Raw genomic sequence first — 15,937 nt, 5'->3', positions numbered from 1 at the left:
TTTTAACACAGTTATCAATGTAATATTATTGTCATATTTTAGTCATAAAATCTTCGCCCAAATTAGCGCCTAATAGGCCTGTTAGGGATTGCCGCAGAGCTAGTTTTAGCCAATCTGCGAATGGAGTTTTTATGCGAGTATCACGATTCTCTAGACTATCTGCGATAGCATTATTTGCCGTAAGTGCGGTGTTAATTGCAGCCTTATACTTTTCCTTAGTTGAGTTGTCGAGCTCCAATCAGCAGCTACAAAATTATCAATCTCTCAAATCTCAATTTAATAGCCAGCTGGTGGCTAAGGTAAACAATTACTTAAATACCGGTAACGCGTTAGAGCTTAGTGAAGCTGAGCGTTTGCTGCTGGAACTGGTAGAGCGCTCCAATCAGCAGCATTTGCCAGGTTTGGCTGAGCTACTAAATCAACTACATATTGCCTTGCAAGACCGTTATTTAGCGCTGGGCAAACTCAGCGGTAATGAGCAAGGCTTGTTGATAAATGCAGAGCGTGAAATGCTTGGTTGGGCAGACAGTACCGTTGACTACGGCTTAAGCGCTCAAGCAGCCAGTTCTCGTGACTATATTCAACAAGGTACAGAACTTCTTAATGCTTTAGTTAACTTGTCGATGCAGCGAAGCCGCTATTTTGTAGACCCTAGTGCTAACAGTAAATCTGCTTACGATGATGCGTTTTTGCGGGTAAACAAACATGCAAAATCAATTGATGCTTTACCATTGTTGGGGGTGATGAGCGAAGTTGAAGTTGATGAGTTTGCCTTAGGCGACCCCGAAGAAGCTGTCGATTTAGCCGAAGAGATAAAGAGCGAGCTAGTAAGTTTAACTCAGCGCTACCCAAGAGAGCTGCAATCGACTAATGCTTTAATCGAACAACGGATGGTATTACGCAGCGCATTAGCGGCCGACATTGAGTTACTTACCCAGCAAATATCTCAAGCAGAGCAGGGCGTTATTAAGCAACGAGATGGGGTTACTCAAACGGTTAAAATCACACTATACAGTGTTGCGGGCTTAATTTTGCTAATTGCCATCGTAATGCAAGTTGTGATGCAAAGTACCGTATTAAAACCGCTTCGTGAACTGCGAAATGGCTTTGCCTCACTGGTTGAGAACGGCAGCATTGAGCGATTAAAAGTACGCCGAAATAATACCGAAATTGGCGAAATTGCTACCTTTTTCAACCAGCTATTGGCCAAGCAAGAAGACTTAGAAGAGCTTAAGAACAAGCAGCTATCTGTGGTATCTAATTCACTCGATTCGGTGACTAAACAGGTACGTGAAGTGTACTTAACCTCAGAGCAAACCGATCACCAAGTAGCTGAATCTCAATTGCTGATGGAACAACTGCGTTCATTAACAGAGCAGCTTAATCAGGTATCTAGTGACGTCGAGCACAATGCCAACGCTACCCAGAGCGCGATGAACGAATCGCAGCAAAATGTAGAACAGGTGATGAATGCCAGTAAGCGCACCAGTACCGCGGTCACCGAAGGGCGAGAATCTCTGGCGACCTTAGTTAAAGCGGTAACTGATGTAAGTGCAATCTTGGATGTTATTCGTAGCATTGCCGAACAAACTAACTTGCTCGCCCTAAATGCTGCTATTGAGTCAGCCCGAGCCGGTGAACATGGCCGTGGTTTTGCCGTGGTGGCAGATGAAGTTAGAACGCTATCAATGCGCACCCAAACTTCACTAGAAGAAATAACCGGTATTTTGAATCAGCTAAAACAGTCTTCGACTAGCCTAGAGTCAAACATTGGTGGAATAGAAGAAGCCAGTGAACATCAGCAGGCTATTTCTTCTAAGCTTATGGAAACCACTCATCAGGTACGTGAGCAAGCAGAAACTTCTGCTCAAGTGGCACATCAAGCCAGTGAGTATATTCGTGAACAAAGTGAGCATGTAGGTAGCTTCACTTCCAAAATGAGCACGGTGAAAACGCAAGTAGAGTCGGCCTACAAATTAGCCACTAAAATTGAATCCGATGTAAGCCAGCAAGTCTCTACTATTGTTAACGCATTAAAACCAGCCTAAGCCAATTAAGCCAAGTGCATCTTGGCCTTTGCATGCTATACTCGCGCATTGGCTCATACTGAGCTTATCGAATGTGAAAAGAGAGATAAAATGCTAGAAATTGGACGCCTTAATCAACTAGCCGTGATTGAAATGGCTGACTTAGGTGCCTACCTAGAAGGTGGCGAGTTCGGTGATATTTTGCTTTCAAGCAAAGAGCTGCCTGCTGATTTAAGCATTGGTCAGCAAATAGAGGTATTTGTTTACCGAGATAGCCAAGGTAATCTATTAGCGACTTTACAGAAGCCTTTGGTGCAAGTAGGCGAATGCGCTAACTTGCAGGTGAAGGACATTAACGATGTTGGCATCTTCCTCGATTGGGGCCTAGACAAAGATTTGTTCTTACCTTTTGGTGAGCAACAGCAGCCAATGGAAGTTGATCGTCATTACGTAGTGTATGTCTACTTAGACAATGAGCAACGCATTACCGCCAGCAATAAGCTCGATCGTTACATCGATAAGTCAGACCACAAGTATAAGCGTGGCGACAAAGTTGAGTTATTGGTTGCTGGGCGTACTGAGCTAGGTTACAAAGCAGTAGTAAATAACAAGCACTGGGGCGTACTGTATTACGATCAAGTGTTTAAGCGTATTCGCGCGGGTTATGCTGGTACTGGTTATATTCAAAAAGTACGAGAAGACCAAAAGCTAGACGTAAGTTTAGAGCCCATTGGCATACAAAAAGCCATTGATATTGGCGACACCATTTTAGCTAAGCTTCGCGAAGAGCAAGGCTACCTGGCCTTGAGTGATAAAAGTACCCCGCAAGCCATTTCTGCTATTTTTGGTGTGAGTAAAGGTACCTTTAAAAAAGCGATTGGTAAGCTTTATAAAGAAGGTTTAATCACCATTAGTAAAACTGGCATAGTGTTAAACGACAAAGAATAGTGAGCGTTTTTCATTAGCCAGATTAGCCCGCAACTTAGCGGGCTTTTTTGTAGCTGGCATATAGCGTTGAGCGACAGTAATTTTTATACGAAGGTGGGTTTTACTTGGGCTCCATGCTAGGCAATGGCTCCTCGTTAGAGACTGTTAAATTGTCTAAATTAATAGTTGCCGAATAAGCGATATTGTCGCGTTGAAACACGATGATTACAGAGTGCTCGCCGACAATTTTGTATCCATTTACAAAGTCGATATCTTTTAGTAATTCAAGGTACTCTTGGCCATTTGGCTTCGATATAGCTACGGTTTTTAGATCAGATGATGTTAACGAATTATTGTTATTAGTGTCCGACTTAACCACGTAATAAAGAATGGCTTTAGTTTCTTTGGTTTGCTCTGAATAAGAAGTATTTGGTAACTGATGAATGCTTGTTATCAAGTAGTCATTTTTATCAAATAACCAATACTTACTATTTGTTTCTACATTAATGAAGAGGTAGTTTCTGGTTGACGATGCCGACTTGCTGTATGACGCTGTGCTTATATTTTGCTCTGAATAGAGTGGGACCATTATTACGCTAGATCCATTAATGCTTATTAGATTTCCTAGCCGCCACTTTTTTTTATCTTCCTGTGTTTCTTCAATATTAACAATGTTTCTTACGTTTCTATCACGTGTAATGTCTTGGTAGATTGTAATGGCAGCGAATAGGCTTAGCGCTAGACCTACAATTCCAACTAACATAATTACAATGGCATTAAATCGCCATATTTTTTTGAAGAGTTTGCTTTCTTCCATCTTTATTCCTAAGTGAGCTTGCGTCTTTTTTATGTGAATAAAGCTACCACTAAGCTATTAATTAAAAAGAAAATACTATTTAAACGCTCAGAGCTTTCCTCTCTAGCTGTTTGCCAGTTTGCCAGTTTGCCAGTTTGCCAGTTTGGCTATTTAGTCATCATAAAGGCAGAGCTTGGTAATTTTAATCGCCGGCCTCTGCCTTTATCTAAATGATTAGCGATATTGGCTAATTGATGTTTTGAGTTGCTGCAGTGACGCTTGGACTTTTTCTAACGGTGAGGCAAAGTTCATCCGATAATAATTTTCGTTTATTTCACCAAACCAGGTGCCGGGTGTTAGCGCGAGTTTAGCATGCTGGCTTAATAGCTCTTTTAATTGCTCTGGGGCTAAGTTTAAGCCGGATAAATCAAACCATATTTGATTGGTACCTTCGGGTAGAAAGGCTTTAACTTGGGGGAGTTCCTTGGCCATAAATGCCATAATCCAGTTTCTTACTTCTTGGGTATAAGCCAAAAACTTTTCGAACCACTCTTTGCCATGCTGGTAGGCTGCAATGGTGGCATACAAACTAAATGCATTGCCGTGGTCTAGTGACATAGACACCGAGCTTGCTTTGATTTTTTCTCGTAAGGCTTGGTTATCACTATAGATATAGCCATTAGCAATGCTATTTAAGCCAAAGTTTTTAGCGGGGGAGCCAATAATGGTGAGGCTGTTGTCGTAGTTTAACGAGGCCATGCTGGTGAATCTTGCACCTTCAAACACGATATCGGCATGAACTTCATCACTTATAATCATTACCTGGTACTTTTTGGCAATGGTAACTAACTGTTGCAACTCTTGTTTAGTCCACACTCTACCTACCGGATTATGAGGGTTACATAACAACACCATGCGCACTTTGCCGCTGCTTAGCTGTTGCTCAAAATCTTGGTAATCAAATAGGTAACGATCTCCCTCTAGCTTAAGCGGGCTAGTCACAGCTTTGCGTCCGGCAGATTCAATTAAACGGCGAAATTGGTGGTACACCGGAGTTTGAATTAATACGCCGTCGCCTTCTTGAGTAAAGTCGCGAATTAGCAATGCTATTGCGCTGAGTACCCCTGGAACTTGCACAAAATGATTAGGGTTTAGGTCAAGCTGGTGGCGCTGTTGATTCCAATGAGCAATCGCCTTAAATACGGTTTGTGAATCAAATTCGTAAGAGTATTGCTCACGGTTTACTAATTGCTGCATAGCTTGGCTAATTGGAGAGGCAATGGGGAAATCCATATCGGCTATCCAGTAAGGTGTCAGCTGGTCGCTGCCATAAATTTGCTTTAGCATTTTACTATCATGCTTAATGAATTTGTCGCTAATACCTTGGTGGCTCGGGGTGGTTTGAAACATTAAGTTTTCCATTGATTTAGGTTGATAGTGTTAGGACGCAGCCTTAACCAAAAAGACGCAAGTTTTTAGCTTATGCGTCACTTAATACCAAGGAATCTAAAATACCTTTACCGCTGTGGATCCCGCCTTCGTTCTCACTCGCGGGTTTACTACGAATAAGATAGCCAGCATATCCGTTTAGCGGTGTTGCTGGTTCTTCATCGTAATAAGCACTAAATAAGCCTATCTCGCTCACCAGATCGTCGACGTGGGTTTGAGTGCTATTACGCACTGCGATGGTGGGGACTTCGCGTTCGTGTGGATATAAGCGCTGCATTAAAGCCCAAGCGTCATACTCATGAGGGGCTAACTGTTCAAGTTTATTAGCTATTTCTTCACCAAAAACGCAATGTCCACCACCTTCTCCTTGGTTTTTTAGTACCCATTCTTGCTTATCTGCCTGCCTATTAAACCAGCCGATGGTTGCTTGGTTTATTGGCTTCATATCTGCCAAGACACTTTTGATTAGCTTGGCATCATCTAGGTTTAACCCCCAGCGGGCATAGTCTTCTGCTGGCATGGTTGTTAGGAGCATTTGCATGGTTTTACTGGTGGCGAGTTGCTGGCTAAACGTGGCGTTTACGGCTACTTTGTGTTGCTCGATAAATAGCCTAGTTTGGCTAAGGGTTTCGCAGCAAACTCTTTCGCTGCGTGTTGTTGAGTAGTAGTCAGCGTATTGGTAACCGGCTCTAAGATATACCACATCAATAGCGCCTACGTCCTTTAACAGTAGGCGTTGATTATCGCCGCTGGATAATTGGGTACTAAGTTGCTCGAAGGTGCGCCTTAGGGTGCGAATCCCTTGTTTCTGTAGAGCTAGTTCCAGAAGATGTTGGTCGTACACATTGTCTTCATTTTCTTGTATCACCATTAAGAAAGTTGGTTTACTCGCTAAACCGTCTAAAGAAGCTTGAGCACGTGATTCAAAGCTTGCTTTAATGCTGTTTGCAGCTTTAACGATCGCAAGGGCGAGCTGTTCAATAGCTTGGTTTTCTGCTGGTGAGGCGTGCTTATCTTCTAGGTAGGTTTGGTAAAGCTGAGGCCATTGATTTTGTATAAAAGCATGCAGCTCTGTTGCGCGTTGGCCAAACGGCGCCATGCCTGCAGCAATACCATTAAACTCGATAACTTTTGGACCATGTTGTCGGTCGTCCATAAAATCGGTACGCATTATTAGCAGCGGTTTTCTAGCAGGTGATAAGCGATGTGCTGAGTCACCATGGGCTTGTTGGTGCAGGGCTAATAAACGTTCAAAAAAGGGCTCTGCTTTTGCCACTTTAGCGAGCGACGACTGAAGAAAGTCGTGATCTTCTGACACATTGTTAATTAGCCTTGTAATAAGAGATGTGGCTCTATGCAGGCGTTCGAATACTTCATGCGGCATAGTTATTGGCGCAATACTAAACGGACAATGCCTGGCAGAGTGATCGGCTTGACGAAAAGCTACGCCATGCATAATGGCCCATTCAGTTATTTCTTGGATTATTTGAGCTGAAATAAGAGGGCGCGTTGGTTTGGGCATGTGTTCTCCAGAGTACTCGTGGGAGCGAGCATTAATTTGATTGTTAACCGCTTTGTTGCAGACAAACAGCATTTAACATTTAGTCGATGAGCTTGTCTTTTTTGGGGAGTAGTCGGTGATGCCCTCTTGTCCTACTTCAAAGTCACAGCAAGCCATCATTTGTTCTCTAAACTTCACTCGGCTTCTTTGTACTCGGCTTTTAGCGCCAGAGAGCGATAAACCGAGCTGTTCGGCGATACTTTGTTGTGAGTAACCTTCTAACTCAGCTAAACGAAGCGGTGTGCCGTATTTTTCGGGCAGTTCATCGATGAGAGGGCGCAGGCACTCTGCTAACTCTTTACGGGCTAGACTACCGCTATCGTTATCTTCTGCGACCAAGTCTTCAGGCAATTCTTCATAGGGTTTCTGCTGGCGATAAAAATCCATAATGGTGTTATGGGCGATACGATATAACCAGCCTTTTAAGCTGCCCTTTGACTTAAGTTGATGCAAATTGCTACTGGCCTTGATGTAAACATCTTGCAAGATGTCATCGACAGCGTGGCTGTCATTTATCCGCTTGCTAACATAGCTTCTAAGCTGGGCTTTGTGGTTTTGCCATTCAGATATCATACAAACAGGGTCTCAAGGTTAAAAATCTTTGATTACTTTTAGTAAGACTAAGCAATTCACTAAAAGACGCAAAACTTTCTGATTTTTATTAAGCCTGCAGGCAACAAAAAAATACTTGGGTCGCTCTATCGAGCATTTAAGCTTGTTGTTACTTATTGATGTGTTAGCGTTATTCATCACGCATATTCAATGAGTTAGCTTTATGACACGTATTTTGGTTGCTGGTTTAGTCAATATTGAGACCACCTTAAAAATTGAAGGATTTCCTCAACACTACTACCCAGTGACTTACCCTTTCGACGGTATTCAAAGCAGTGTGTCTGGAGTGGCATTTAATGTGGCTAAAGCGCTTGCTACCCTGGGTGATGAGGTTGACTTATGCACGCTGCTGGCACCCGATATGGCAGGAGAGCAAGTGCAACAAGCCATAGCTCAAATACCGAAAGTTAAACCTTGTTTTGAGCTAACTATGCAAGATACACCACAGTCGGTCATTTTGTATGACCCAGAGGGGCGGCGGCAAATACATGTAGACCTGAAAGATATTCAGCAACGCAGATACTCGGAACAAGGCTTTAAGAAACAGCTTATACATAGCGACGCAGTTGTTGCTTGTAACATTAATTTTGCCCGGCCAATGCTAGAGCTGGCTAAGCAAGCTGGCAAACTAATTGCTACCGATGTACATACCCTAGGTAACATTGAAGACGAATATAACCAGCAATTTCTTGCCATGGCCGATGTGCTGTTTTTGAGTGACGAGCAAGTAAGTGGTGACTATCATCAGTTTATTTGGCAGTTGGTGGAGCGTTATCACAACTCGGTTATTGTGATGGGATTAGGCAGCAACGGTGCTTTGCTGTATACCCAACAGGCAAATTCCATTCAACATTTTCCCGCGACAACAACACGACCCGTGCTTAATACTATTGGTGCTGGAGATGCGTTATTTTCATGTTTTTTACATTACTACTTGTTAGAAAGTAACCCAGAAAAAGCGCTCAGCCGGGCGATGCTGTTTGCGTCTTACAAAATTGGAGAAGCGGGCGCTGCTTCAGGCTTTTTAAGCCATCAGCAGCTAGAAGACTTTGTTTCTACCTAGCAGCTGAATATTTAGTGAAGTTAAACTGTAAAAGTGTGATGCACTTACAAGCCTCGGTAAGCTTATAAGTGCATTTCTTGGGGATTAGATGTTTTCTACAAAGTTATATTCAGTTGTTTCGCCTGATACTACAGAGATAGTGGCCTGCTGCTCACTTGGGTCTGCAATCATTACAGCATCATAAATTTCTGGGTCATCATCTATCGCACTACAACTAAACGCCAGTAAATAGTCCGCAGCAGGTAAGTGAGCAAAACTGTAGGAGTATTCACCAGTTTCACTATCTAGTTGAACCATTTTCGAAGCGTAAGGCTGAACGACATTCGCGGGAACCTCGGTGTCTATTTCTGGATCAAACTCATCACCAAGTACAGACTCTTCAGCAATAGGGCTGGTGTAAAGGTAAACAACATTCCCTGTGTCAGCGACACATTCACCTGCAGAGAGAAGGTTTGGGTCTACAGTGCCCGAGACATTGCCAACTGTGGTATTGTCAATAATAGTTACGCCATGAGGTTTTAAGTTGTAGCTAGCGCCGCCAGCGGTGCTCACTAACGATTTTCTCAAGTTAAAGTCGATAGTATAGGCCTGAGTTCCCTCTGTAGTTACTGTAAAGCCACCTAAACGAAGTTTATTACTTGGCGTTTTTAACGGTAGTACTGCATTTGATTCTTCTACTACGTTGCAGTGTTGAGTATCACCATTTTGATTTTGTGGGCATTCGTAGGTGTTAATGATTAATTCGCTGTATTCGCCTATTGGTAATTCTGCATCGCTTAGCACTAACAGGCTGTCACCATTTTGGTAATCAAGTAAGTTGATGCTTATTGGATCGCCATTTTCATCTTCAATCGGTAATTCGATATCACCTTGGTCAGTACGCTTTAAGGTTAACGAAGCGTAGCTTACATTTACTTCTTGGGCGCTATCGACAGGTGCGTCTGCGATGGAAAAGGAGACCAATGCTGTAGTGGGTTGAGTGTCGGAGTCATCGCTACCACAGGCGGTAAGCCCAAGGGTTAACGAGGCAATAAGTGATAGCTTAAATATATTATTCATATTTTTCTCTTGTTAGCGTTTAGTCTAAATTTTGCGTCGTCTAGTTTTAATGTTTCGCCTTTGAGTATAGTTTTTTTGGCGAATGGCGCTAATTTAGCACAGTATTTGCTGGCAATGAGTAACAATATGTAAGTTGAGAATTTATTGATTGGGATAGTTAAAAAAGCCCAATCAGTAATGATTGGGCAAACAATTGCAGTTAGGAAATATTATAAACTGTAACGTAGCTTTAGCTCATTGGGGTGAGGGGCTAGGTAAGCTTGCTTCGCAACATAGTGGTTCGGATGCTCTCGCAAGTAGTGCTGAATAAGGCTAATTGGCACCAGTAAAGGCAATAAACCTTCGCGATATTCATGAATACGTTCGGCCAGTTCTTCACGTTGTTGGGCTGTGATTTCTCGCTTAAAGTAACCTTGCAAGTGTTGTAATACATTACAGTGGTTTTTGCGGCTGCAGTTATGTTTCAAAATTTCCATAAAACCTTTGATATAACTAGCGAAACCTTCTAGGTCTTGATTACTGCTAATGTTGGCTAATAAGGGGCCCAGTTCGCGGTATTTGGCAGGGTGGTGCGCCATCAATAAGTATTTATATTTAGCGTGAAAATCCTGCACTTTAGCCACGGTAAAGCCTTCGTGCTCAAGCTTTTTCCATTGGTGATAAGCAAATACACGATTAACAAAGTTTTCGCGCAGTACAGGGTCATTTAAACGGCCGTCTTCTTCAACTGGCAATAAAGGATAAGCTTTCATTAACTCGGCGGTAAATATACCAACACCGTCTTTGGTGGCGTTGTTTTTAGCCGGTGAATAAACACTGACTCGTTCCATACCGCAGCTAGGAGACTTTGCACATACAACGTAACCGCTATGATGGCTAAGTTGTGGTAAGCGACGCTTAGCGTATTGTTGCATTTTTTCGGTAACATCAAAGCTGCCGTCACTGGCTTGAATGCTTATAACGTCTTCTTGCTGAACTAAACGAATGGTTTTTCTTGGGGTGCCCATGCCTATAGCCATTTCTGGGCAAGTGGGCTCAAAATCAAAATACTTGGCTAATTCGATGCGACAAAAGCGCGATTGTTTGTGTCCGCCATCGTAGCGCACTTCTTCACCTAATAAGCAGCTACTAATACCTACAGAAATTTTGTCGCTAGAAAATTTATTCATGCTGTCAGCTCCTTCACATTATATTGAGTATAACGTTGCTCAAACAATTAGGATCACTTAGAGCTCAGCATTTCTATACCTTGTTATTAAATATATGATTTAGCTTGTCGGCTAAGCGTTTGCCGGCACGAACAATTTGTAGCTCTAAAGTGGGGCGATGTTGGTTTGCGTAGTTATCGGATAAGTTTTTATCGCCAAATTGATAAACAGCCGGTAATAGTTCACGGCTTTGATTTAGCCATTCTTCATAGTGAAAAAGCGGGTCGTTGCTAGGATATTGGCGCTGAAGTTGCTCGGCATATTTGCCCAAAGACAGCTTGTTACTATCAAGTAGTTGGCTATCCCACACCCGATGTAGATTTGAGCTTTTTCCATACCAACTAACTGAGACCTTATTACCACCCCGATCGCTTGCGTAACCTACATGCAACGGTTGATGAATGTCACTGACAAAATGAATATAAAACTTTAGGGCTTGTTGGCGCTCTAACTTACTTATATTCGGCTGCTTGAGCTGCTGTTCAAAATACTCCAATTGGCTGAGTACATCTCCTTTGGGGTTTCGCTGGCTTTGCTCAAGGGACTGCCCTTTGGGAATGTTAATGTAGTGCCAGGGGCCTGTGTGCTTCCAGGCTTTTTGTTTTCTCGCATAGTCTGCCCATGTTGCAAGTACTACCATGCTCTTGCCATCAAGTATTTGTTCGATGTGTTTTTGGCTTTGCGGGTCGAGTTGTTGCTGGGCAATATAAGCGATTAGTTGATGCCCTTTCATGCCAAAGGCAAAACAGCTTTGAGACAGAGAGAATAGGCAAATAAAAACAATACTAAATCGCACTGCCACTAGATGTTGAGCATTTAGACGACTTAGCATTGCTAGTTTATTGATGTTTATAGTTGACTAAGAACATGTTCGGCCTTGCTCACCTCAAAGGATTTAGGTGGTTCTACATTTAGCTGAGTAACCGTTAAGTTATCAATTATCATTGCGTAGCGCTGCGAACGTACCCCGCCAAAACTGGCGGTGTCCATATCTAAGCCTAGTGCTTTAGTAAAACTGGCATCGCCATCGCCCAACATCAGTATGTTTTCTGCGTTTTGCGCTTCGCCCCATGCTTGCATAACAAAGGCATCATTTACTGATACACAGGCTATAAGATCTACGCCTTTGGCTTTTATTTCGTCAGCCAGTACGACGTATCCGGGGAGGTGGGCTTCAGAACAAGTGGGGGTAAATGCACCGGGTACCGCAAATAGAACCACCTTTTTGCCCGCAAACAGCTCATGGCTGGTGTGATTCTGCATACCTTGTTGATTAAGTTCGGCTAATGGGGTGTCTGGAATAACTTGCCCTAGTTCTATCATTTTGCTCTTCCTAGTGAGTAGTGAAACCAAGCTATAGCTTGCTTAGACGTTTTAGCCTAAGGGGGAAAGGAGCTTAGTGCAAGTGGCGTAGCAAATAACAACTTCAAGCTTTGCACTAAGGTGTTTAAGCTCTGCTTGTTGGTTAGAGAGAGCCAAGCTTGATGCCGCCTAAAATAAAAAGAGCAGCCAATTGGCTACCCTTGTTAATATCTAAGCTTAGTGACTTACTTCGATGGACTTAAATCTTGCTCTAGCTTATCGCAAATATACTTACCAATTGGGAAGGCAGACGTGGCCGCGGGTGAGGGCGCATTACATACGTGTAAGCTACGCTGGCTGCTTGCAAATAAAAAGTCATGAACCAAGGTTCCATCTCTTAACACTGCTTGAGCCCGAATGCCGCTAGGATAAGGGCGAAGGTCATGAATGTTTAAGCTAGGGCAGTATTTTCTTACCCGCTGCAGATAACCTGATTTAAACATGGAGTCTTTGGTTTCGCTGAGGCCGCTACGAAAATGCTGTTTAGCCACTTTCCAAAAACCCTTGAAACCGAGCATTTCTTTGGTGTCGGCAAGGTTAAAGGACCCCTTGTTGTAACCCTCTCTGGACCAACCTTGTACGGCGTTGGGGCCTACCGTCACACTACCATCTATCATCTTAGTAAGATGAACACCCAAAAATGGCAAGTCGGGATTAGGGATGGGGTAAATAAGGTGTTTAATCAGTTGGTTATGCCTAGGTTGTAATTGATAGTATTCGCCTCGATAAGGAACAATTTGAAAGTCGATATCTAGCTTAAGCATGTTGCATAGGCGGTCGGCCATAAGCCCTCCGCAGGCAATAAGGTATTGGCTACTAATTTGACCATGCTGCGTATCAATCAATATCTTATCGGTTTGTTCGCTCAATCCTGTTACTTGGTGAGACAGCAAAATTTCACCGCCGGCTTGTTGAAATAACTCGGCCAGTTTTTGGCAGATTTGAGGATAACTAACGATGCCGGTGTCTTTTACTTGCAAAGCACCTAAGCCAACGATGTTAGGTTCTATTTCCTGCAGTTGTTTGGCGTTAAGCGGTTTTACCTTAATGCCATTCTGCTCACAGCGTGTGGCGAGCGCCTGCATATCACTCAATTCTTGTTGATTAGTGGCCACGAGTAGCTTGCCGCATTGCAAGTAGGGAATGTCGTGCTGTTGGCAAAAGCTGATGGTGTCTATTAAACCCTGCTTACAGAATTCGGCTTTTAGGCTGCCTGGCTGGTAGTAAACTCCAGCATGAATTACGCCGCTGTTATGGCCTGTTTGATGAAAGGCGAGTGAAGATTCTTTTTCTAGTAGCACTATTTTGGCGCTAGGTTTTCGCTTAATCAGTTCTAAAGCGCTGGCGAGGCCTACGATGCCTCCACCAATAATGCTGTAATCATAGTTCACTGAACCATTCCTTTTACTACTGATATCCATATGACTTTAAGCTTCATTCTGGCAAAGAAAAATCTCAGCTTAGACTAAAGATAAAAATCTGCTACTGAATAAAGCCTGCGTCAGTGATAAGGTCAAACTTACCAAAGGGCTAATGAGGCGCTAAATGGATTTCACAATTTATCATGGATTGTTGTTACTCACAGTAGGATTATTTGCCGGAGTTATCAATACCTTGGCGGGAGGGGGATCGAATCTAACACTTCCTGCGTTAATGGTAATGGGGATGCCAGCAGAGGTTGCAAATGCAACCAATAGGGTGGGTATTTTTTTGCAGTGTTTAACTGGGGTATTGGGCTTCAAAAAACACGGTAAATTGGATACTGATGATGTCGCCCCTATTTTATGGCCAACCTTAGTGGGTGGTTTGGTTGGCGCAGTAGCGGCCTCTTATGCTCCTTCATGGATCATTAAATATTTGTTGCTTGGCGCCATGCTGGCGATGGCTGCACTAATGCTAATTAAACCTAGTGTTGTAGCCCCCGAGGCCGGAACTGAAGCGCGTAAAATGAAAGATACTCCCTCGGCTAAATGGAGCTTGGCCGTCGCCGGTTTTTACGGCGGTTTTGTACAAGCTGGGGTCGGGTTTATTTTGGTTGCCGCGTTGGCAGGGAGTTTGCGCTACGATTTAGTCAGGGCTAACGCGCTGAAATTAGTATGTACCATTGCTTTTACTAGTGTGGCCTTGGTGGTCTTTATCGCCCGTGACCAAGTGTTATGGCTACCGGGGTTGGTATTGGCCATTGGTTACATTATTGGCGCACATTACGCGGTTAAATTTGCCATAAAAGCTGCCGCTAATACGCTTAAATGGTTTTTGTTTGTGATGACCTTAGTAGGCTGCATAGCCGCATTGTGGTTTTAGATCTTATAGCGGCAAATTAATAGGAAGGTAGTATGCAAAAAGTGTTAATTATCATTGCTATGCTAGCATTGAGTGCTTGCAGTTCTAAGCCTGAAGGTATTGAGCCTGTTCAGAATTTCAATCTAGATAAGTACTTAGGTACTTGGTACGAAATCGCTCGCTTGGATCATTCATTTGAGCGCGGCATGAGTCACGTTACTGCAACTTATACCCTGCGTGATGACGGCAAGGTATCTGTTCTGAATAAAGGCTTTTCCGAGCAAGACCACCAATGGTTTGAAGCAGAAGGTGTGGCGCAGTTTGTTAGTGAGCCTGATGTTGCACACTTGAAAGTGTCATTCTTTAGGCCATTTTACGGCGCTTATGTGGTGTTTGCTTTAGATGAAAAAGACTATCAATATGCTCTAGTGGCAGGGCCAAACCGAGATTATTTGTGGTTGTTAGCCAGAAGCCCCGAGCTATCACACGCCATTCGTACCGATTTAGTACATCAAGCTAAAGAGCTTGGATTTGATACTAGCGAACTGATTTTTGTAGAACACCACGGTGATGTGATAGCGTCAAAAGAGTGAAGAGATTTACAACAGGAGCAACTATGTGGACTGAAGGTAAAGTAATTCAACGTATAGATTGGAACGATGAACTGTTTTCCTTACGCATTAAAGCAGAGATAGATCCTTTTGTTGCAGGGCAGTTTATCAAGTTGTCTGAAATGCGAGATGACAAGCGTATTGCCCGTGCTTACTCGCTGGTTAACCCTCCCAACACAGACTATTTAGAAATACTGGCTATTAAGGTGGAAGATGGGCTGCTGTCACCCAATCTACACTTATTGCAAGTTGGCGATAGCATTGAAGTTTCAACTGCGGCAGCAGGGTTTATGGTACTAGACGAAGTCCCTCTCGCTAAGCACCTTTGGTTAATTGGTACGGGCACCGGAATAGGCCCATTTTTCTCAATGTTAGAAACTCCAGAGCCTTGGGAGCGATTCGAGAAAATTGTGCTGGTTTACGGTGTACGAAAAGCTAAGGACATTGCTTATCAAGAGCTGATTGATAAGTACTTAAATGAGCAAGCGGATAAATTTGTCTTTCAAGCCATGGTAACCAGAGAAGATTGCGTCGGCGCACTCAGGGCCAGGATCCCAGCTGCACTGGAAGCGGATCAACTAGAGGATGCAGTAGGGCTTAGTCTTAATGCGCAAGACTCTCAGGTGATCATGTGTGGTAATCCGCAAATGATCACTGATGCTCAAAGCATACTTGAGAATAAAGGCTTAAAGAAAAACCTTCGACGAAAGCCAGGACAAGTGACGGTAGAACGCTATTGGTAGTGTGTTTTTTTGAGCGTAAATGTTACTCTTTCGTATAGAAGTTTTGTCACTTATTTGATGTATTGATTAGCAATAAGCGTAAAATCTCAGCAATTGTTGTCGGTATTTTTTACAATATGACAATAATAATTTAAATCTATTATTTAAGTTGCTGTATATAAAGAGTTATTTATCTTGGCTTAATTTTTGCTTTAATCTGCTTAGTGATATTAAAGATATACATACTGCTATTTTGG

15 protein-coding genes are annotated in these 15,937 nt (G+C 43.1%); 6 read left to right on the top strand and 9 right to left on the bottom strand.

The window, feature by feature from the left end; all coding sequences use genetic code 11:
* Positions 1–131: 131 nt before the first annotated feature.
* Both K5620_RS15495 and K5620_RS15490 read left to right on the top strand, forming a co-directional pair.
* On the top strand, positions 132–2,048 hold the full coding sequence (locus K5620_RS15495) for a methyl-accepting chemotaxis protein (RefSeq protein ID WP_016402660.1): 1,917 nt from the start codon (positions 132–134) through the stop codon (positions 2,046–2,048).
* Positions 2,049–2,138: 90 nt separating this feature from the next.
* Positions 2,139–2,975: a CvfB family protein gene (locus K5620_RS15490; protein ID WP_016402661.1), complete on the top strand. Its 837-nt coding sequence runs from the start codon at positions 2,139–2,141 to the stop codon at positions 2,973–2,975.
* A gap of 100 nt (positions 2,976–3,075) precedes the next feature.
* On the opposite strand, the gene K5620_RS15485 is transcribed toward K5620_RS15490, so the two are convergent.
* The 4 genes from K5620_RS15485 to sigZ form a co-directional block, all read right to left on the bottom strand.
* On the bottom strand, positions 3,076–3,771 hold the full coding sequence (locus tag K5620_RS15485) for a hypothetical protein (RefSeq protein ID WP_016402662.1): 696 nt from the start codon (positions 3,769–3,771) through the stop codon (positions 3,076–3,078).
* Between the two features lie 213 nt (positions 3,772–3,984).
* Positions 3,985–5,160 (bottom strand): MalY/PatB family protein, encoded by a 1,176-nt coding sequence (locus K5620_RS15480; protein WP_016402664.1) that lies wholly within the window; start codon positions 5,158–5,160, stop codon positions 3,985–3,987.
* Between the two features lie 70 nt (positions 5,161–5,230).
* A complete protein-coding gene (locus K5620_RS15475) occupies positions 5,231–6,721 on the bottom strand; it encodes a glutathione synthase (RefSeq protein ID WP_040307393.1) in 1,491 nt (496 codons plus the stop codon).
* A 72-nt stretch (positions 6,722–6,793) separates the two neighbouring features.
* Complete coding sequence (sigZ, locus tag K5620_RS15470; RefSeq protein ID WP_016402666.1) at positions 6,794–7,333, bottom strand: RNA polymerase sigma factor SigZ; 540 nt, start codon at positions 7,331–7,333, stop codon at positions 6,794–6,796.
* Between the two features lie 202 nt (positions 7,334–7,535).
* On the opposite strand from sigZ, the gene K5620_RS15465 reads away from it, so the two are divergent.
* The gene (locus K5620_RS15465) at positions 7,536–8,435 is read left to right on the top strand and encodes a carbohydrate kinase family protein (RefSeq protein WP_016402667.1); all 900 of its coding nucleotides are present in this window, start codon (positions 7,536–7,538) and stop codon (positions 8,433–8,435) included.
* An 84-nt stretch (positions 8,436–8,519) separates the two neighbouring features.
* On the opposite strand, the gene K5620_RS15460 is transcribed toward K5620_RS15465, so the two are convergent.
* The 5 genes from K5620_RS15460 to lhgO form a co-directional block, all read right to left on the bottom strand.
* Positions 8,520–9,494 carry a DUF4382 domain-containing protein gene (locus K5620_RS15460; protein ID WP_016402668.1) on the bottom strand — a complete coding sequence of 325 codons (975 nt, stop codon included), beginning with the start codon at positions 9,492–9,494 and terminating at the stop codon, positions 8,520–8,522.
* Between the two features lie 209 nt (positions 9,495–9,703).
* Positions 9,704–10,663, bottom strand: a complete 960-nt coding sequence (locus K5620_RS15455; protein WP_016402670.1) for a YbgA family protein — start codon at positions 10,661–10,663, stop codon at positions 9,704–9,706.
* A 73-nt stretch (positions 10,664–10,736) separates the two neighbouring features.
* Positions 10,737–11,534, bottom strand: a complete 798-nt coding sequence (locus K5620_RS15450) for a S1/P1 nuclease (RefSeq protein ID WP_084681927.1) — start codon at positions 11,532–11,534, stop codon at positions 10,737–10,739.
* A 17-nt stretch (positions 11,535–11,551) separates the two neighbouring features.
* Positions 11,552–12,025 carry a peroxiredoxin gene (locus K5620_RS15445; protein ID WP_016402672.1) on the bottom strand — a complete coding sequence of 158 codons (474 nt, stop codon included), beginning with the start codon at positions 12,023–12,025 and terminating at the stop codon, positions 11,552–11,554.
* A 224-nt stretch (positions 12,026–12,249) separates the two neighbouring features.
* Positions 12,250–13,455, bottom strand: a complete 1,206-nt coding sequence (gene lhgO, locus K5620_RS15440; protein ID WP_016402673.1) for an L-2-hydroxyglutarate oxidase — start codon at positions 13,453–13,455, stop codon at positions 12,250–12,252.
* Positions 13,456–13,609: 154 nt separating this feature from the next.
* Here lhgO and K5620_RS15435 point away from each other — a divergent pair, with 154 nt between their 5' ends.
* From K5620_RS15435 to K5620_RS15425, 3 genes are read left to right on the top strand one after another with little or no spacing between them, the layout of a single operon-like run.
* Positions 13,610–14,368, top strand: a complete 759-nt coding sequence (locus K5620_RS15435; RefSeq protein ID WP_016402674.1) for a sulfite exporter TauE/SafE family protein — start codon at positions 13,610–13,612, stop codon at positions 14,366–14,368.
* 32 nt (positions 14,369–14,400) lie between these two features.
* Positions 14,401–14,940 carry a lipocalin family protein gene (locus K5620_RS15430; RefSeq protein ID WP_016402675.1) on the top strand — a complete coding sequence of 180 codons (540 nt, stop codon included), beginning with the start codon at positions 14,401–14,403 and terminating at the stop codon, positions 14,938–14,940.
* Positions 14,941–14,963: 23 nt separating this feature from the next.
* Complete coding sequence (locus K5620_RS15425) at positions 14,964–15,701, top strand: ferredoxin--NADP reductase (protein ID WP_016402676.1); 738 nt, start codon at positions 14,964–14,966, stop codon at positions 15,699–15,701.
* The last annotated feature ends 236 nt before the right edge of the window (positions 15,702–15,937 follow it).

This window comes from Agarivorans albus (genome assembly GCF_019670105.1).
In the GTDB taxonomy this organism is placed as follows: Bacteria; Pseudomonadota; Gammaproteobacteria; order Enterobacterales; family Celerinatantimonadaceae; genus Agarivorans; species Agarivorans albus.
The sequence above is the reverse complement of the archived record's forward strand: the minus strand, read 5'-3'. Positions and strand labels throughout refer to the sequence as shown.